This window comes from Pedobacter sp. 01N310, from assembly GCF_056399805.1.
Genome location: NZ_JBFTSB010000006.1, coordinates 162772 through 181452, shown reverse-complemented (window position 1 = coordinate 181452; position 18681 = coordinate 162772). Strand labels below are relative to the sequence as shown.

Genomic DNA, 18681 nt, shown 5'->3' with positions numbered 1-18681 from the left:
ATTGTTCTTTAAGCTTAAGCCTCCGGCCTGATCATATTACAACTTTTCAACATTCCAATCTTACCACATTCCAACTGATAAAAAATTCCTATTTTCGTGCCGATGGAAAATTTTATCGTTTCTGCCCGTAAATACCGCCCAGCCACCTTCGAAACCGTTGTTGGCCAGCAGCATATTACCGGTACGTTAAAAAACGCCATTAAAAACAATCAACTTGCCCAGGCATTTTTATTCTGCGGGMCTCGTGGTGTGGGTAAAACAACCTGTGCACGTATCCTTGCAAAAACCATTAACTGTACCAACCCTACAGCAGAAATGGAAGCCTGTGGCCAGTGCGACAATTGTCTTTCTTTTCAGAACGGGCATTCTTTTAATGTTCACGAATTAGACGCGGCTTCAAACAACTCTGTTGATGATATCCGTAGCTTAATCGAGCAGGTTAGAATACCACCACAAGCCGGAAAATATAAGATCTATATCATTGATGAGGTTCATATGTTATCGCAGAGTGCATTTAATGCCTTTTTGAAAACATTGGAAGAACCACCTTCTTATGCTATTTTTATTCTGGCTACCACTGAGAAACATAAAATCCTGCCGACTATTTTATCACGTTGCCAGATTTTTGATTTCAACCGGATCCAGGTAGAAGATATTGCCAGTCACTTATCAACCATTGCCCAACGCGAAAATATTGCGTTTGAAAGTGATGGTTTGCATATTATTGCCCAAAAGGCAGACGGTGGACTGCGTGATGCACTTTCGATGTTCGATCAGATTGCCAGTTATGCAAACAAGAACATTACTTATAAAGCTGTAATCGATAACCTAAATATTTTAGATTACGATTATTTTTTCAAGCTTACCTCTTATTTAACCGCAGCAGAAGTTAGCCAAACCCTACTCCTGTTCGACGAAATTTTAAATAACGGTTTCGATGGGAATAACTTTATAAATGGCCTGGCTTCGCATTTCCGTAATTTATTGGTAGGTAAAGACGCATCGACCATTAAACTTTTAGAAGTTAGCGAAAACATCAAACAAAAATATCTCGATCAGTGCAGGCAAACAGAATTATCCTTCTTGCTAACAGCATTAAACCTGGCCAATACCTGCGATCTAAATTACAAGAATTCTAAAAACCAGCGTTTACAGGTAGAGCTGGCACTGATTAAAATGTGCCATATCCGGTCGGTCGTCAATTTAGCACAACAGCCTTTAAGCCCTAATAACACAGCAACTGACGTAGATCAGGATAAAAAAAAAACTAATGTCGTAGCTGGACAGGCAGAAACACCAAAGCCAAAAACAGAAAGCGAAAATACGGATCAAGCTGTAGCGCCTATTGTTAAAACGGCTGTTTTACCGAACATTCCTGAAGAAGAAAAACCTAAGGAAACACCCAGGGTTGGTCCGCCACCATCTGCAACTTCCATTAGTATCAATATTCCAAAGCCCAATGCGATAAGTACACTCATTCCATCGCTAAACGATCTGAACCGGGCTGCACAGGAAGATGACGATAAGGGTCCAAAAAAAGTTACAGGTGAGGCCAGAGAACCTTTTAGTTACGACCGCTTATTGGAAGTATGGAATGCCTTTACTCAAAAAATGAAGGCGACCGATAAAATCAATCTTTTTACCATCTTAAATAATTTCGCGCCTACGCTTTTAAATCCCGAGCTGATCGAAATTTCGGTAGAAAGTAAAACGCAGGAACACCTTGTACAACAAGAATCTGTTGAGCTGTTGAACTTTTTGAGAAATGAGCTTAGCAATTTTGGTGTAGAGGTTACCTACAAACTGGTTGAACGTAAAATAGAAAACAGGCTTTATGGCAACCGTGAAAAGTATGATTACCTGGTAAATAAAAACCCAAAACTCGACGAATTGCGCAGGAGATTTAACTTAGATGTTAATCCTTAAATTTCAGATCCGACAACTGAACAATACTTATTCGGTTAAAAATTACTAAATAAAAAGCAGGACTACACATCATCGTAAATGTATAACCCTGCTTTTCCAATTATGATTGTTTCGTCAAATAACTATCCTCACGACAGTGATCTATTGACTATTTTTGGGGCGTATCGTTAATCGGATAACCTTCTTCATCTAAATCATCGCGGTTATCTTCGGGTGTACGGGCAAGGATTTCATCTTCAGGGTTCAGCTTTACACTCTCCCCGTTATCTACGTGCATGCCTAATTCTTCCAGGTTATCCTCGGCAATTTCTTCATTGCGGGCATATTCATCACCAATATAAGGGTTAGCTTCATCATAGGTCGAATCATCATCTTTGGCACCAGCAGCAACCGTTTCGTATCCCATTGGGTGGTCGTAATCTTTATCTGTACCTCTTACATCGAGCTCGTAACTCTGCTTATTTTTATCATAAGCGAGATTCTCTTTATTGATTTCGCTATTTTCTGTGGTACTGTGTATTTTATCCTGCGATCCTTTATTCTCGTTACTTGCCATGGTATGGGTCTCCTATAATTTATATGAATATAACAAAATGATATGGATAAGGTTTGTTTGTTGAAAGAGAATCTTACAATTATTAGGGCGTGCCCCAAGCTGCGCAAGGGTCGGGCTATACACTTCAAGTCCTCGCCCGATGAAGAATCGGGCTGTGGGCTTTCCGTTGCTATCCCTCACGCAGAAACAACAGATTCTAATTTCCATTTTTTTTACGGAGCACAAATCTCTACAAATGATAATTTCACTTATAAAAAAAGTAATTCGACGTATTAAAAGAGCAATTAATTCGTATAAATTTGTTTCTTAACACCATATCCGTTGTTCTTTTAAATTGCTCTGCAAATTAAAAATGACATCTTGATAAAACCAAACAAAATAGCTAGCCAATAATAACCAAATGAAACCCCAACTAAGCACTAAATTTATTCTTACCGTATCATTATCAATCTTTTGCCTGTTCAACAGTATGGCACAAAAAAGAGAGGTATTCTCTTTCGACAAGAACTGGAAGTTTTACCAGGCAGACGTAACCTTCCCAGTAATAAAAGGCCATGGAGCAAGTTATGCCAATGCAAAAGCAGGAAAAGCCTGGGGAGCGGCAGCACCAGAATATAACGACAGTAAATGGACAATACTCAATTTACCACACGATTGGGCGGTAGAAAACCCATTCGATTCTAGTGCAAATGTTTCGCAGGGATACCGCCAGCGCGGCATTGGATGGTACCGTAAAAGCTTTAAACTAAATGATGCAGACAGAGGCAAACATTTAGAGCTGCAATTTGAAGGAATTGCTACCTACGCCACCATCTGGTTTAACGGAAACCTCGTACATCGCAACTGGTGCGGCTATACTTCCTTTTATGTAGATATTACCTCAATGGCCAAATATGGCGATCAGGTAAACAACGTTGCCATACGTGTTGATGCCAATGCCATGGAAGGCTGGTGGTACGAAGGTGCTGGCATTTACCGCCATACCTGGTTGGTAAAACGAAGCCCTGTACACATTGTTACCGATGGGGTATTTGCCAATCCGGTTAAAAAAGAAGGAAATAACTGGACCATCCCTGTGGAGGTTAATCTGAATAATATTGATAAAAACACGCAGAAAGTAGTGGTAAAATCAACATTGTTTGATAAAGCAGGTAATAAAATAGTGAGTGGAACCAACAACCTTTCCCTGGCAGAACTACAAACAGGAATTACAAAATTTGATCTTCAGGTAGCTAACCCTAAATTATGGAGTATAGAAAATCCAGAACTATACAAAATAGAAACTGTGGTAGAACAGGATGGAAAAACAGTTGATAAACTGGTTACCAAATGTGGCTTCCGCACCGCACATTTTGATGTGAACACCGGTTTTTACCTGAACGGAAAAAATATAAAGCTGCATGGCGTATGCAACCATCAGGATCATGCAGGTGTGGGCGTTGCCTTACCAGATGCCATTTGGGAATTCAGGCTCAAAAAATTAAAAGAAATGGGCGTAAATGCTTACCGCTGTTCTCATAACCCGCCACCGATAAAAATGCTCGAACTATGCGACAGCCTGGGCATAATGGTCATGGACGAAAACAGAAACTTTAATGTTTCGCCCGAATATATGCGCCAAATGGAATGGCTGGTACGAAGAGACCGCAACCACCCAAGCATCATTATGTGGTCGGTGTTTAACGAAGAACCCATGCAGGGCACCGAGCAGGGTTATGAAATGGTACGCCGCATGCGCGCCCTGGTAAAATCGTTAGACACCACCAGAGTGATCACCGCAGCCATGAATGGAGGCCTATTTAGTAAATTAAATGTATCGCATGCTGTTGATGTGGTAGGCTTTAACTATCAAACGGGTTTATACGATCGGTTTAGAAAAGAAAATCCTGAAAAGAAACTAACCAGTTCGGAAGATATTTCATCTTTCCAGATCAGGGGCGAGTATAAAACCGACAAAGCAAATCATATTATAGATGAATACGATAGCGAAGCCGCACCCTGGGGTGAGACGCAACGCAATGGCTGGAAACCTATAGCAGAACGGCCCTGGTTAGCTGGTCAGTTTATTTGGACAGGCTTCGATTACCGTGGTGAACCTACCCCTTTTGCCTGGCCATCGGCAAGCTCATTCTTTGGTATTATGGATTTATGTGGTTTTCCGAAAATGGCTTTCTATTTAAAGCAAGCACAATGGCGTAAAGATATTGATGTACTTCAACTGGCGCCGCACTGGAATTGGCCGGCAGATAGTATAGGTAAACCGATAAAAGTAATGGCCATGAGCAATGCAGATAGTGTAAGTATTAAATTAAACGGCAAAACAATTGGTGGCCAAAAGGTAGATCAGTACGAAATGAATACTTTTAATATTGCCTATAAGCCGGGCACCTTAGAAGCATTTGGTTATAAAAAAGGCAAACTGGTTTCGAAATTCAAAACAGAAACAACTGGTAAGGCCGTAGCGCTAAAATTAGAACCTTATTTAAAAACATTGGCAAATGATGGTCTTGATGCCACACCTGTTACCGTACAAGCTGTTGACAGCAAAGGCCGGGCAGTACCAACAGCTAACGTTATGGTTACTTTTAGCATCAGCAATAAAGGCAAAATTATCGGCTTGGGTAATGGAAATCCAAACAGTCACGAACCTGAAAAAGGGAATAAACGCAGTTTATTCAATGGTTTGGCACAAGTTATTTTACAAGCTGTTGAAGGTGAAGAAGGCGTTATCGAATTAACGGCTACTGCCGATGGACTTAAGCCTGCAAAAATTATTTTGCCTTTAAACCGAGTGGCCGTATTACCACAAATAGATGCCGTAAAAGGTCCGTTAATGGTTAATGATTTTACCATGTCGCCTTTCGTTTCTAAAAAACCAAATGCCAAACAAACCTTATCAGATAACGATATGAACTCCTGGCAACCTGTTAAAGCAGGCGAGCTGGTTAAATTTGCAAATGGCACTTTTGTGCTGTTTAACACTAATTTTATGATGGAGAAAGCCAATGCTAAGGCTGTACTCAAATTAAATAAATTGGTAGGCAAAGCCGAGGTATGGATAAACGACCAATTGGTTTACACTAAAGCCGATCCAAAACAAGAAAACATAAATATCAAATTTGATGCAAAGATGGCTAAAAACAAACTGGTTATCGTTATAGAGGCCGCAAACAATACCCAGGCAGGTTTAGGCGGTACTGTAACTGTTGATACCGAAACGAATTAATTCACTTGGTTGGAGAAAAAAGTTTTGATAAAAATTAGCGTATTTTTCATTTTTGAAAGGCAATGACTCTGCTGCTTCGGTTCCGATAGTCCCGCCCTTTGCTTAATCCGATGAAACCTGTGAAACAAGCAAGCACGCAATAAAAAACAAAAGTGTAGTGCTTAAATCGGTATAACGCTGCCGGTCGGGTTTATTTTACTCAGAATAGCAATACTATTTTGGCCAGCTAAACCCGATCAAAGCGGGATGCTACCGATCCTTAATCGGGAGCAGAAGCGGGAGCGGGACTGCTACAACCTAAAAGCTTCTGCATCTGCTTTCCAAATAAAAGACTCATCAACCTCCTGGCAAAATGACTATAAATCTGACAACATTAAACCATAAAAAAGCGCCCTGATTTTTATATCGGGACGCCAAAATATTTTAAGAGTTGTCAACTTCCACTCTAGAAGCATATTAAAGTTGACAACTCAAATTTAGCTTACAAACTAGCCAAAGAAGTATTTAATGTTTCACTCGGACGCATGGCTTTGCTTGCCAGTTCATCATTAGGGTTATAGTAACCGCCAATGTTTTGAGGTTTACCTTGCGAACCGATCAACTCTTCGTTAATTTTCGCTTCGTTTGCTAACAAGGTTTTAGCCAACGGTGCAAATCTGGCCTGCAAATCAGCATCCTTAGTTTGAGCCGCTAAAGCTTCAGCCCAATATAAAGCCAAATAGAAATGAGAACCACGGTTATCGATAGTACCCAATTTTCTGCCCGGAGATTTATCCGTTGCCAAAAATTTCGCATTAGCCTCATCCAAAGCATCGGCCAGCACCTGCGCTTTTGCGTTATTTTGCGTTTGAGATAAATGCTCTAAAGAGGCCTGAAGTGCTAAAAACTCACCTAATGAATCCCAACGTAAATAACCTTCTTCGATAAATTGCTCAATATGTTTTGGGGCAGAACCACCAGCACCAGTTTCGAACAAACCACCACCGTTCATTAAAGGCACGATCGACAACATTTTAGCAGAGGTTCCTAATTCTAAAATAGGGAATAAATCTGTCAAATAATCACGTAATACGTTACCGGTAACCGAAATGGTATCTAAACCTTTGCGGATACGCTCCAAGGTAAATTTAGTAGCTTCAATTGGAGCCAAAATGCGGATATCTAAACCAGTAGTGTCGTGATCTTTTAAATATTTGTTCACCTTAGCAATGATTTCTCTATCGTGTGCTCTATTTTCGTCTAACCAGAAAACGGCAGGAGTTTCTGATAAACGCGCTCTGTTAACCGCTAATTTTACCCAATCCTGAATCGGGGCATCTTTGGCTTGGCACATGCGGAAGATATCGCCTTTTTCTACTTTCTGATCGAAAAATACTTTACCATCAGCATCAGTTACACGGATTGTTCCGGCAGCAGTAGCCTGGAAAGTTTTATCATGCGAACCATATTCTTCAGCTTTTTGAGCCATTAAACCTACATTTGGTACCGAACCAATAGTAGTCACATCAAAAGCACCATTTGCTTTACAGTCATCAATGGTTGCGGTGTAAACACCGGCATAACAACGGTCTGGAATTAAAGCGATGGTATCTTGTGCTTTACCTTCTTTGTTCCACATCTGGCCTGACGTACGGATCATGGCTGGCATCGAAGCATCAACAATCACATCAGATGGCACATGTAGGTTGGTAATTCCTTTATCAGAATTTACCATGGCCAGGGCCGGACCGTTTTCTATGGCCTGAGCTAAAGCAGCTTCAACTTCAGCTTGTTTTGCGTTGCCTGCAATTTTAGCGTAAACATCGCCTAAACCATTTCTGGTATCAATGTTCAGTTCTTTGAAAAGATCGGCATATTTAGTAAACACATCTGCAAAGTAAACTTCAACAATGGCACCGAAAATAATCGGATCAGAAACCTTCATCATCGTTGCTTTTAAGTGCGCAGATAACAATACGCCAGCTGCCTTAGCTTCAGCAATTTCTTTAGCCACAAAAGTTTTCAATGCCGATAGGCTCAATACAGAACTATCAATCACCTCTCCTGCTTTTAATGGCGACAAACCTTTTAATTCGGTTATTGCCTCATCTGCAGCAACAAATTCTATTTTAAATTGGCTTGCTTCAGCAACGGTTGTAGATTTTTCCGAACCGTAAAAATCGCCTTCAGTCATGCTGGCCACCTTGGTTTTCGAATCTGCCGACCATTTACCCATCGAGTGCGGGTTTTGTTTGGCGTAGTTTTTAACCGCTTTAGGTGCTCTACGATCAGAGTTACCTTCACGTAAAACCGGATTTACAGCCGAGCCTAAAACTTTTGCATATTTAGCTTTAATTGCTTTTTCTTCGTCGCTTTGTGCATTATCAGGATAATTTGGAATGGCAAAACCCTGCGCCTGTAGCTCGGTAATTGCACCTACCAATTGGGGGATAGAAGCAGAAATATTTGGTAATTTGATAATGTTAGCTTCAGGAGTGGTAGCCAAGGCACCAAGCTCTGCTAAAGCATCACCAATTTTTTGATCGTCTTTTAAATACTCAGGGAAGTTTGCCAAAATTCTTCCTGCTAAAGAAATATCTCTGGTTTCTACATCAATACCTGCTGACGCGGTAAAAGCTTGTACGATAGGTAAAAGTGAGTAGGTTGCCAACATTGGCGCCTCATCGGTTTTGGTGTAGATAATTTTTGATGTATTTGACATGTTTATATTGATTTTGCTTATTTAAGGTTAATTATTCAACCGGTTTTTAGGTTTGTAAACCGATCTTCTTAAAATCGCCTAAAGATAAAATAATCGAATGACTTAAGGAACATCGCAATGTTATTTATAGCTTGAATAAAGCTTAAATGTTAAAAATATAGTTACATTTTTTATCTTAGTTTAAGAACAATTTAAAACAAAGCCATTTACTTTGAAAACGCTCAATTACAAACTTCCTGAAAGATTAGAAAAAACACTCACAAGTGATGATTATTATGAAGACGGGGGAATGGTTATTTCTCAGCTGAATTATCAGGATAAAGATCTTAATATAATTTTTAACCTCTATCCTAGTTCTGACAGACAAGCAAAGCAGACATGGGAATTAAAAATTATAAATATAGCATTCGAAAATTTTTCAAGAGCATGGACATCTCATTTCTCATTCTATTCTGACCATTTTTTACTTTATGAATTAACAGATGCTAAAGGAGACCTTTATTATAATGGAAAAGCAAAAAACTCAGAAAAACTGTTCATAGACCTATATAAAACCCATTTAAAAAACTATTACGGCGATTTTCCTTTTGCCTATGGCATAAATGCCGCTATGGATATTTTTAAATTGTGTAAGGATGGTTCAGGGATGTTTGCTCGTGGTCCAAAACAGGTTTTAGAGAAATATCAGATATGCCTGGCCAAGCACAACATTCAATCAAATTTTGTAGGAAGCTCACCTAAACCTGAAAATAAACTAAAACTCTTAATCTTTGGTGAAAGTTATTTTATTGGGGAAGAGTTTTTATTTACAGAAGTATAAAATAATTGGTTCTATCAATATCGCTGTAAGTTTTAAGTAAGGTTTTTAGAATAGCAATATTTTTTTTGGAGCGCAATGCCATTTGCTATTTTTAATTTAGTCTTGCTCTCTACTTTATCACGATAGAAACCTGTGAAACAAGCAGGCACACAATAAAACAATAAAGAATAGTGCTAAATCGGGATGCCCGTTCCGATCAGGGCTAGAAACTTAGGCCTGTAGCACGGAAAACCGATATAGTAGCAGAAAAATGACCAAACTAAACCTGACCGAACGGTCCCGGTTTTTCATCGGGAAGGTAGAGCAGGAAGAAATTAACCGATGGAATACTGCAATTGCTTTCCAAAAAAAATAAACGACTATAACACACATTGTTTTATATTCAGGTTTATTGCGGCATTACAGATATTTTTATTGAATCGGATGACGAACTTTTCTATTCAAAAACATTGTCTAATAAAATTTTAGTTATAAATTTATTTTTAAGAACTTTCCTGGTCAGAAAATCTAAATTTGACCAGGATATTCGACATTAACGCTCACACAAATGAAAAGTAACCCTAAAATCAAACTTCAATTATCTACCTTTCTCTTTCTTTCCATCTTTATATATGCCTGTTCGCCAAAACTGTATCTGGATGAAACCAAACGTTATCAGGCAGGGACATTAACTGATGCCCAGATGGATTCGTTGTATACTTTCTTGAAACAAAACGAAAGGCTTAAGCTAAAAGATACCATTATCATCAAATACGATTTCAATAAAGACGACTGTTGGAAAGACCTTAACTATCAGAACGCAGAATTCCTGAACAATGTAAGATGGGCCTTTCAAAAAAACATTCTTGAAAAAGCCGAAGCCAGACCAAAAGTTGCCATTTACCAATATCGTGAGGATGGAAAAAGTTTCAGTCCGATTAAATCAAAAGGTTTAGAAATAGAAACCGATTCGGGTTTTCTTAGAAAATTATTATTTAAAGAGGCTACTTCCTGTGGCACCTCGGCAATTATCCTTCCCAACGGTAAATTTTTACTGGTAAAATCAGACCCGCAATTCTCTGCGCTGATATTAAACGCAAAAGACATCGAGAAAAAATTACAGGATAATCTGGTTAAATAAGACCAGAAACTATCCAGGTTTGAGTTAGAAACGATTTAACAAAATTTAACTAAAAAATTAGGTATAATACTGTAATTTAGTTTTAGTTAATCGCTTTCAAATTAACAACTGGAAATTTATGCTCAAATTCCTTTGCTCCACGCCCATAACCCTAAAAACGGATCATCTTTTCGGTGATCAGATTTTTGTTGCTCAATCAATATCTCAATTTTAAAAGATTATATAATAAAAGTACTTCCTTGTTAACACAGCATTGAACCAGGGAAAATAATATGCGCTCTCCAGGAAGGTACTCCAGGGTACTTTCCTTTTAATCTGAGTTCGATAATTAAATACTGATTTGATTATCTAAGCTCAGTTTTGGGTTAAGTCGGTCGTCACCCTGACCTGTAGCGCAGCGGAAAGCTACGCAGTAAATTTATTTCAGGGTCTTTCCTGCCAAAAAAGATGCTGAAACAAGTTCAGCATGACGATAAGATTAGAAATAAGCCTTGTCTGATAGTTATTTTTACAATTTAATAATCGAACTCAGGTTCATAGGTTGTTCTTTTGGCTGTTAGCCTCTTTTAACAGGTAAAAAACAGGAGACGAAATCAATAATAGTTTACAAAATAGCCACAGGTTAACAGAATATGCGCTAAATTTATCTGCCAATCTGTGGCTAAACCATCAATTATCATTCTATTGAAACAGAACCTTACTTTACTCTTGACTTTATTTTCCTTTACCGGTTTAGCGCAAACAATAAAAACCGATTCAACCAAAAAACTCGAAGAAGTTACCGTTAAAGGCTATTACAATTCACATTCATTATTAAGATCGGTATCAGCCGTAACTTTGATTGATAGCAATTTAATCGGAAATCAGCAGAGCAGTTCCTTAGTGAGTACTTTAAATACTATTCCTGGTGTAAGAATGGAAGAACGTTCGCCAGGTAGCTATCGTTTATCGCTTCGTGGCAGTTTACTCCGATCTCCTTTTGGCATTCGAAATATTAAAATTTACATTGATGATTTCCCGTTAACTGATGCAGGTGGAAATACCTACCTTAATGCCTTAGATGTTTCTGCGGTAGGGATGATGGAGATTTATAAGGGACCAGAAGCCAGTATTTTTGGTGCAAACACAGGTGGTGCTATTTTGATTAATCCCCCCGCCATAAACCACAATGAAATTAATATTTCAGCAATTGGAGGTTCTTATGGTCTTTTGCATCAAACGGCATCAATCAAACAACAATATAAAAAGTATAGTTTCAGTTTCAGCGAAGGATATCAGAGAAGCGATGGGTATCGACAAAACAGTGCAATGGGTAGAAAATATTTTCAAACGCTGCAGCAATGGAATTATAGCAACGCTGGCAGTTTAAAGGCTTTTGCTTTTTACAGCGATTTAAATTACGAAACACCAGGTGGATTAACGGCTACACAATTAGATCAAAACCCTAAACTGGCCCGTCCGGCAACATCAACACTACCTGGCGCCATTTCACAGCAAGCTGCCATTTACAATAAAACCATTTTCGGGGGAATATCCAATTCGTACCAGATCAATAAATACCTAAAGCATGTTATTGCTTTGTTTACCTCGTATACCGACTTCAAGAACCCGTTTATAACTAATTACGAACAGCGCTACGAAAGTACGCTTGGACTAAGAACATTTTTAGAATACGCTCAGGCAAAAGAAGACATTAAATTTAATGCTCAAATAGGATTAGAAAGTTCTGCTACCAAAAGTCAGATTAAAAACTTTAATAATAATAGTGGGGAAGCTAGCTCAATGCAAGCTTCAGACCGCTTAAAAGCCAGCCAGGATTTTGCTTACTTCAGATTAAACTTCGACATTAACAATAAATTTCTGATCGAACTTGCATCGAGTTTAAACTTTTTTAGCTACAACTATGAAAGTTACTTCCCTGTAACAATTGCAACAAAAGAGCGCAAGTTTAATACGCAATTTATGCCGAAGGCCACCTTATCTTACTTAATCGCAAATGACATCTCTGTCAGGGTCTCTGTAAGTAAAGGTTATTCAACGCCTACTATCGCAGAAGTGAGGTCGTCTGATAACAACATCAATAATGACCTGCAAGCAGAGTCAGGCTGGAACTATGAACTGGGCTTAAGGTATAAAACGGGTAATAACCGTTTTTACGCCAACGGAAATGTATTCCATTACGAGTTAAAAAATGCTATTGTAAGAAGGCTAAATCAAAACGACGCTGAATATTTCATAAATGCAGGCGGAACAAAACAAGAAGGAATTGAGCTGGAAACAGCCTTGTGGATTATCAAAAACAATACTTCATGGTTAACAGGATTACAACTAAGAAGCAATTATACCTGGAGCCGATTTAAATTTGAAGATTTTGTAAGCGGCACTAGCAATTATGCGGGTAACCAACTTACCGGAGTTCCAAAAAACATATGGGTTAATAGTCTCGAATTTAACTTTAAGAAAGAACTTTATTTCTTTGCTCAACACAACTACACCTCAGCCATTCCGCTAAATGATGCCAATACCACCTTCTCTAAAAGATACCATCTGCTTGAAGTAAAAGCAGGAATAAAAAACCTAAGGTTAAGCAGAACCCGTCTTGATTTATTTGCAGGCTTAAACAATCTACTAAACGTTGATTACAGCTTAGGCAATGATTTAAACGCCGCAAATGGGAGGTATTTTAACCCAGCCCCAGGAATTAATTTTTATACTGGCCTTTCTATTAAATTGTAATCTTTAAATCGCATCATATAAATCAAACATTTACATGATGCGATTATGCTACAGGCTAAAAAGCCTCCTGTTTTTCATTTTCTCTAATTATCACATCGCTAACGACTACGTCTACCCCATAACGCTTTTTCCCATCTTTACTGTCGTAACTATTTGCCTGTAACCTGCCCTCTACCCTTAAGCCTGTACCCTTTTTAACCTGAGCTTCGGCAATTTCGGCTTTTGCATTCCAGAAAGTTAAATTGAACCATTGTACTTTTTTTATGTCCTCTCCTGCAGCATTTCTATAGCTTTCGTTTATGGCCAGGTTAACTCTTGCTAATTTCTGATTTCCAAAAGTTTTAATCTCTGCATCTGCTCCTGCAAATCCGCTCAATACTACTTTGTTAATTGCACTTTCCATGATCTTTAAATTTTAAGTTTCTAAATGTTTAACGAACAGTCATCACCTCGATAACCGACAGGACAAAAGTGCCAAGATGATCAAAAATTAGTCGGTTCGTAAACATTTATAGTCGTTTATAAACGTTTATACACGGAAAACATGCATTTAAAGCTTCAATGAGGATGTTTTATATTTTTTTTATTCCACCATTTTATTTTATAAATTAGGTCATCATCCCATAATAAAAAAAAGAAATTATTATGGAACGTTTATGTTTAGACTGCGGAACCCTGATTAGAGGAAGGGCCGACAAAAAATACTGCGATGATTCTTGTCGTAACAATTACAACAATCGTTTAAAGATTGAGGATAATCTCGTGATTAAAAGGGTAAATAGCATACTAAGAAAGAATCGTGCTATCCTTGCTGCTCTTAATCCAAATGGCAAAACCAAGGTTACCGGTAAAAAGCTAATTTCGGCAGGCTTTAATTTTGAATACCATACTTATAGTTATGAAACCCAGAACAGCAACACATACATTTTCTGCTATGAATACGGTTATTTGGTTTTAGGTGATGACAGGTATCTGCTGGTAAAAAGGGAAGAAAAGCTTTGGTTGGCCTAGTTTAAAACGCTTTGATTTGCTAGTGTTATTTCCAGCATAAAAAGACGCATATAATCTCCCGCAAATTTCGCAGAAAGCGCTGATTTGTAATTTACTCAGCGTTAATCTGTGTGATCAGCGAGAAATTAATAACCATTATACAATTAACTTATCACTGGATTTAAACACCTAAAATTTGTAGCAGGCTAATCTTATGATTTTTTTATTCAGGAGGAGATAGTTAGTTTTATCAACTTATGATAAACTATAACAACAAGCTTTTTAAACCCACAAGCAATACAGAAAATGGAGAAACGTCAAACGAAACCATTTTTAGATATAAACAAACAGGAAATATCCTTACTGCTGAATATACAGGTGGAAAAATTATTTTTGGTCATTTGATTGGCTTAGTTGATGAAAACGGCAACATCGAAATGCGCTATCACCAGGTAAATAATCAAGGGGAACTCATGACCGGAATCTGCCATTCAAAGCCAGAACAATTAGCAAATGGCAAAATCAGACTTCATGAAACCTGGCAGTGGACATCGGGAGATAAATCAAAAGGACAATCAATTATCGAAGAACAATAAAGGTCTGGTTGATCAACAAGCTGAAACCGTTGCGGTAAATTAAATACAAGCCCCATTTTTGTCCAATTTCTTTCATCTCCAGTTTTATTAGCCAATATGCCTCCAAAAGAAAGTCCAATTAATCGAATACCGTTTATATTACGAACCGCATTCAATTTAGTTTACAGCCCGCTTAATTATCAAATAAATAACCTGCAAATAGAAGGTGAAAGTCGGGAATATGCAGCCTGTACTTTTGAATTAAACGGTCTAAAAATCAAGCACCGCCTTTCTAAAATTACCCCAACCAAGACTGGTCAATTTGTAACCATATGGAAGCGGAATGAAGCAGGAATTACTACTCCGTTTAATGATCAGGATGAATTTGACCTCCTAATAATATCTGCTAATAATGCTGACCTATGTGGCCAGTTCATTTTTCCAAAAGCCATATTGGTACAACATAAAATTATTACCAAAAATGGAATAGAAGGTAAAAGAGGGATTAGGATTTATCCTCCCTGGGATACAGTAACAAATAAACAGGCTGAGAAAACCCAACAGTGGCAAGCACCTTATTTTCTCCAGATTGACCTCAATGAAAATATCGATCTTGCAAGGGCAAAGAAATTAATTGGCAATGGAATTAAACAAACAGGATTTTAAAATCCCGGTCAAACTTAGCAAGTTTCGGGTAGTTTACCGTTTCTTTCCAAACTACTTTTGGATATAAATTATTCAAGACCATGAAAGCACAAGAAGAAATCAATTTCAACCGGATAGCCGAAGCCATAAGCTATATCAAGGCGAATTTTAAAACACAGCCTGGTTTAGAAGAAATTGCAGAGAAAGTAAATTTAAGCCCTTTTCATTTCCAAAGATTATTTAGCGAATGGGCCGGCACTACCCCTAAGCGTTTTTTGCAATACATTAGCATTGGTTATGCCAAAGAAATGTTGAAAGAAAACCAAAGTTTATTCGATACCGCATTAGAAACCGGCTTATCGGGAACCAGCAGGTTGCACGATCTTTTTGTAAACATTGAAGGGATGACACCGGGAGAATACAAAAACGGCGGCGAAAATCTCCACATCAATTATAGTTTTGCAGAAAGTCCGTTCGGTAATATCATTGTAGCCAGCACCTCAAAAGGAATTTGCCATATCGCTTTTTATGACGACGAAAATATTGCTTTGGCAAATTTGCAACGCCAATTCCCAGCAGCTCAATATCAGCAGATACTGGATAAAGAACAACAGAATGCATTATTTATTTTCAGTCACGATTGGAGCAAATTGCACCAGATTAAACTACATTTAAAAGGCACTGATTTCCAGTTAAAAGTTTGGGAAGCTTTGTTAAAAATCCCTATGGGTAAATTGGCCACTTATGGTAACATTGCCAAACAATTACAAAATCCTAATGCATCCAGAGCAGTGGGTACAGCGATTGGCGATAATCCGGTAGCCTTTCTCATTCCTTGTCACCGGGTAATACAATCAAGCGGTGCTTTGGGCGGTTACCATTGGGGAGTGAACAGAAAAACAGCCATGATTGGTTGGGAGGCCGCAAAAACTAATGTCTAACCCTGTATGATCAAACATGCAGATATTTCAACGGAAGAACTCAAAAAACATTTAAAAAACAAAGATATTTGCCTTGGCGGAAATGCCCGGTTGAAGATTTACGGATTACTTAAATGCAGATCGGGAAAGCGGATGAAGAAAGAAAACCGTGTATTTTTCCGTTCTGTAGATGAAGCGCTTCAACATGGTTACCGCCCTTGCGGGCATTGCTTAAACACAGCATATAAACAATGGATTTATTCAACACTACAATAGATGTTAACCAAAATCTGCTCCCATACGATGGAACAGTAAATTATTATGGAAAATTATTTCCGATACAAGAAGCTGATCATTATTTCGATGTGCTGATGAATACTATTGAATGGAAGAATGACGAAGCTTTTATTATGGGCAAACACATCATCACCAAAAGAAAAGTAGCCTGGTACGGAGATGAAGCCTATTCTTATACCTACTCCAATAAATCGAAAATGGCCTTACCATGGACAAAGGAGTTACTGGAGCTAAAAAAAATATCAGAGGAACAAACAGGTACCGCATTTAACTCTTGTTTACTTAATTTATACCACAACGGTGATGAAGGAATGGCTTATCATAGCGATGACGAGAAGGCCTTAGCTAAAGATTCTGCCATTGCATCATTAAGTTTCGGCGCTGAGCGAAGATTTCTTTTCAAACACAAAAAAACTAAAGAAACGGTAACCTTATTTTTAGAAAATGGAAGTTTATTGGTGATGAAAGATGAAACACAAACCAATTGGCTGCACCGCCTTCCACCAACCAAAAAAGTAAGTAAACCAAGGATAAACCTCACCTTTAGAACAATGGTGGTTTAGCTTAAATTGGACTTATTTAGGGGGAAAAATATTGTCATCCTGAAGGGTAATTTATTATATAAAAATCAATGTGAGTGACGTTTAATTAATTTCTTTTGCCCTAAGGCGCGGTCTTGCCTCGGCTCGCCGCCACCGAAAGGCTCTTTCTTTTTGGCATCAAAAAGAAACAAAAAATGCCGGCTGAAAATTTTTCTTTCGAAGCTAGGGCGTTGGCTTGAGGAGTGCGGCCCGAAAAATTTGTTAGGCCGGGTCTAAGTAGAACGGTGATACGGTGCTACGGCCTAGTTGGGCGGAAATACAAATCCGGCATAAATCGTTCATATTTATATTATTACCAAATAACATCAAAGGTAGCCTGCCGAAGGACAAATATTTTGTTTCGACTAAAAAAGCCCTTCGACAGGCTCAAATTAGCAGGATCCAATAGAAAGATCGTCATCTCGACCGAAGCACAGCGGAGTGGAGAGATCTTTGAGCTATGTTATTGAAATCGAAGTTAAAGATTTCTCCTCCGAAGGAGTTCCTTTGGAACACTACGGTTGAAATGACGATACTTCTAATCGACTCATCTCTTGTAATTTATATTGGTGTTGATACAATAAATTATCCCTCAAACTGACAACAATTCTAATTGAGTTAAAACATAGTATAGCCCCAACCAATAAAACTTCACAAAATCTTAGTGCTTAAACTCCTTAATATCTACAATGCGGTCATCATCAGCATTTTTCTTTAAGAAAGATGTTCCATTTGCATTCGCTACCCAGGTATAATCTCTTTGAATATTTCCAACAAGGGTTTCAGTTTCATTTATTAATGCTGCTGGCAATGGCAGGTTAAAAGTTTCGCCCGTTGCCGTATTTACCTGGTACAAAGAATTGGCGGTTAAAAAGGCTAGTGTGGTTTTATCACTAGAGTACATAAAAAATTTCCCCTGGATACGTTCGTCAGGATTTTGTCTCTTAATAGGATAAACCCTTGAATTTATAGTTGTGATAAAAAAATCGTTATTCACCAAAATATTACTACGTGTTAATTCTTCTAAACCGTTTGTATATTTTTTATCTTCAGCACCTTTTGATGGTTTATTCAAGCTCACCACTTCGGTTTTTCCATCATTAACAGAAATGATATAAAAAGGAGCCATTTTACCTGTTTCATTGGCTACCTGTACTAAAACAGCTGTTTTTTGTGTGTTGATGAATGATGCAACAATAAATTTCTGCGCAGCGGCATTTGGAGCATCGTCAACAATTATAGTGGTGTCTTTATATTGAATGGCAAAGCGATCGGCTGCTGCCATAGCACCAGAATCTGTTTTTACGATAGTAAGTACATTTTTCTTCGATTTCGGGAAAACATTAAAATCGTCACTGGCAGCAAACGATCTTGCCTTGTAGGCTTTTTCAGATTTACCGCAGCCAATTAAAACAACGGAAAGTAAGAGTGCATAAAGCGTAATTTTCATAGGTATTGTTATTTATTTTTTTGCTAATTTATAATCTTTATTGCGCTTATTTTATCAAAGTCACCAGAAAATTACCGCATCTGCTTAAAAAGTGCAACAGATCGTGTTTTATGTCTGTATTTCCCTGTCTATTAATTA

Annotated in this window: 15 protein-coding genes; 11 read left to right on the top strand and 4 right to left on the bottom strand. The window is 38.1% G+C overall.

What is annotated here, in order from left to right; translation table 11 throughout:
- Nucleotides 1–102: 102 nt before the first annotated feature.
- Complete coding sequence (locus tag AC1DNH_RS14450; RefSeq protein ID WP_477625464.1) at nucleotides 103–1926, top strand: DNA polymerase III subunit gamma/tau; 1824 nt, start codon at nucleotides 103–105, stop codon at nucleotides 1924–1926.
- A gap of 148 nt (nucleotides 1927–2074) precedes the next feature.
- Here AC1DNH_RS14450 and AC1DNH_RS14445 read toward each other — a convergent pair whose 3' ends face one another.
- A complete protein-coding gene (locus tag AC1DNH_RS14445; protein ID WP_477581066.1) occupies nucleotides 2075–2482 on the bottom strand; it encodes a hypothetical protein in 408 nt (135 codons plus the stop codon).
- 400 nt (nucleotides 2483–2882) lie between these two features.
- On the opposite strand from AC1DNH_RS14445, the gene galA reads away from it, so the two are divergent.
- Nucleotides 2883–5708, top strand: coding sequence for a beta-galactosidase GalA (gene galA / locus AC1DNH_RS14440; protein ID WP_477581068.1), 2826 nt, complete (start codon nucleotides 2883–2885; stop codon nucleotides 5706–5708).
- 481 nt (nucleotides 5709–6189) lie between these two features.
- On the opposite strand, the gene AC1DNH_RS14435 is transcribed toward galA, so the two are convergent.
- The gene (locus AC1DNH_RS14435) at nucleotides 6190–8409 is read right to left on the bottom strand and encodes an NADP-dependent isocitrate dehydrogenase (protein ID WP_477610219.1); all 2220 of its coding nucleotides are present in this window, start codon (nucleotides 8407–8409) and stop codon (nucleotides 6190–6192) included.
- Between the two features lie 211 nt (nucleotides 8410–8620).
- Here AC1DNH_RS14435 and AC1DNH_RS14430 point away from each other — a divergent pair, with 211 nt between their 5' ends.
- The 3 genes from AC1DNH_RS14430 (at nucleotide 8621) to AC1DNH_RS14420 (ending at nucleotide 13085) form a co-directional block, all read left to right on the top strand.
- Nucleotides 8621–9229, top strand: a complete 609-nt coding sequence (locus tag AC1DNH_RS14430; RefSeq protein ID WP_477585559.1) for a hypothetical protein — start codon at nucleotides 8621–8623, stop codon at nucleotides 9227–9229.
- A gap of 547 nt (nucleotides 9230–9776) precedes the next feature.
- Complete coding sequence (locus tag AC1DNH_RS14425; RefSeq protein ID WP_477585557.1) at nucleotides 9777–10349, top strand: hypothetical protein; 573 nt, start codon at nucleotides 9777–9779, stop codon at nucleotides 10347–10349.
- Between the two features lie 684 nt (nucleotides 10350–11033).
- Nucleotides 11034–13085, top strand: a complete 2052-nt coding sequence (locus tag AC1DNH_RS14420) for a TonB-dependent receptor (RefSeq protein WP_477608555.1) — start codon at nucleotides 11034–11036, stop codon at nucleotides 13083–13085.
- A 55-nt stretch (nucleotides 13086–13140) separates the two neighbouring features.
- On the opposite strand, the gene AC1DNH_RS14415 is transcribed toward AC1DNH_RS14420, so the two are convergent.
- On the bottom strand, nucleotides 13141–13488 hold the full coding sequence (locus tag AC1DNH_RS14415; RefSeq protein ID WP_215132117.1) for a single-stranded DNA-binding protein: 348 nt from the start codon (nucleotides 13486–13488) through the stop codon (nucleotides 13141–13143).
- A gap of 242 nt (nucleotides 13489–13730) precedes the next feature.
- Here AC1DNH_RS14415 and AC1DNH_RS14410 point away from each other — a divergent pair, with 242 nt between their 5' ends.
- From AC1DNH_RS14410 to AC1DNH_RS14385, 6 genes are all read left to right on the top strand, one after another.
- Nucleotides 13731–14096, top strand: coding sequence for a hypothetical protein (locus tag AC1DNH_RS14410; protein WP_477583706.1), 366 nt, complete (start codon nucleotides 13731–13733; stop codon nucleotides 14094–14096).
- Between the two features lie 236 nt (nucleotides 14097–14332).
- Nucleotides 14333–14671 (top strand): avidin-fold protein, encoded by a 339-nt coding sequence (locus AC1DNH_RS14405; protein WP_029277439.1) that lies wholly within the window; start codon nucleotides 14333–14335, stop codon nucleotides 14669–14671.
- Between the two features lie 96 nt (nucleotides 14672–14767).
- Nucleotides 14768–15316: a MepB family protein gene (locus AC1DNH_RS14400; protein ID WP_477608556.1), complete on the top strand. Its 549-nt coding sequence runs from the start codon at nucleotides 14768–14770 to the stop codon at nucleotides 15314–15316.
- Nucleotides 15317–15396: 80 nt separating this feature from the next.
- Nucleotides 15397–16236, top strand: a complete 840-nt coding sequence (locus tag AC1DNH_RS14395; protein WP_477608558.1) for a methylated-DNA--[protein]-cysteine S-methyltransferase — start codon at nucleotides 15397–15399, stop codon at nucleotides 16234–16236.
- 6 nt (nucleotides 16237–16242) lie between these two features.
- Entirely contained in the window at nucleotides 16243–16491 is a 249-nt protein-coding gene (locus AC1DNH_RS14390; protein WP_477583710.1) for an Ada metal-binding domain-containing protein, read from the top strand.
- Nucleotides 16467–17075 (top strand): alpha-ketoglutarate-dependent dioxygenase AlkB family protein, encoded by a 609-nt coding sequence (locus AC1DNH_RS14385; protein WP_477583712.1) that lies wholly within the window; start codon nucleotides 16467–16469, stop codon nucleotides 17073–17075. The genes AC1DNH_RS14390 and AC1DNH_RS14385 overlap by 25 nt, the downstream gene beginning before the upstream one ends.
- A 679-nt stretch (nucleotides 17076–17754) precedes the next feature.
- On the opposite strand, the gene AC1DNH_RS14380 is transcribed toward AC1DNH_RS14385, so the two are convergent.
- Nucleotides 17755–18543, bottom strand: coding sequence for a hypothetical protein (locus AC1DNH_RS14380; protein ID WP_477583713.1), 789 nt, complete (start codon nucleotides 18541–18543; stop codon nucleotides 17755–17757).
- Between the last annotated feature and the right edge of the window lie 138 nt (nucleotides 18544–18681).

What these genes read in the sequence shown, in the direction of transcription:
- AC1DNH_RS14410 (WP_477583706.1), top strand. Translation starts at nt 13,731, where the DNA reads ATGGAACGTTTATGTTTAGACTGCGGAACCCTGATTAGAGGAAGGGCC.
- AC1DNH_RS14395 (WP_477608558.1), top strand. Translation starts at nt 15,397, where the DNA reads ATGAAAGCACAAGAAGAAATCAATTTCAACCGGATAGCCGAAGCCATA.
- AC1DNH_RS14380 (WP_477583713.1), bottom strand. Translation starts at nt 18,543, where the DNA reads ATGAAAATTACGCTTTATGCACTCTTACTTTCCGTTGTTTTAATTGGC.
- AC1DNH_RS14425 (WP_477585557.1), top strand. Translation starts at nt 9,777, where the DNA reads ATGAAAAGTAACCCTAAAATCAAACTTCAATTATCTACCTTTCTCTTT.
- AC1DNH_RS14400 (WP_477608556.1), top strand. Translation starts at nt 14,768, where the DNA reads ATGCCTCCAAAAGAAAGTCCAATTAATCGAATACCGTTTATATTACGA.
- AC1DNH_RS14415 (WP_215132117.1), bottom strand. Translation starts at nt 13,488, where the DNA reads ATGGAAAGTGCAATTAACAAAGTAGTATTGAGCGGATTTGCAGGAGCA.
- AC1DNH_RS14385 (WP_477583712.1), top strand. Translation starts at nt 16,467, where the DNA reads ATGGATTTATTCAACACTACAATAGATGTTAACCAAAATCTGCTCCCA.
- AC1DNH_RS14435 (WP_477610219.1), bottom strand. Translation starts at nt 8,409, where the DNA reads ATGTCAAATACATCAAAAATTATCTACACCAAAACCGATGAGGCGCCA.
- galA (WP_477581068.1), top strand. Translation starts at nt 2,883, where the DNA reads ATGAAACCCCAACTAAGCACTAAATTTATTCTTACCGTATCATTATCA.
- AC1DNH_RS14390 (WP_477583710.1), top strand. Translation starts at nt 16,243, where the DNA reads ATGATCAAACATGCAGATATTTCAACGGAAGAACTCAAAAAACATTTA.
- AC1DNH_RS14405 (WP_029277439.1), top strand. Translation starts at nt 14,333, where the DNA reads ATGATAAACTATAACAACAAGCTTTTTAAACCCACAAGCAATACAGAA.
- AC1DNH_RS14445 (WP_477581066.1), bottom strand. Translation starts at nt 2,482, where the DNA reads ATGGCAAGTAACGAGAATAAAGGATCGCAGGATAAAATACACAGTACC.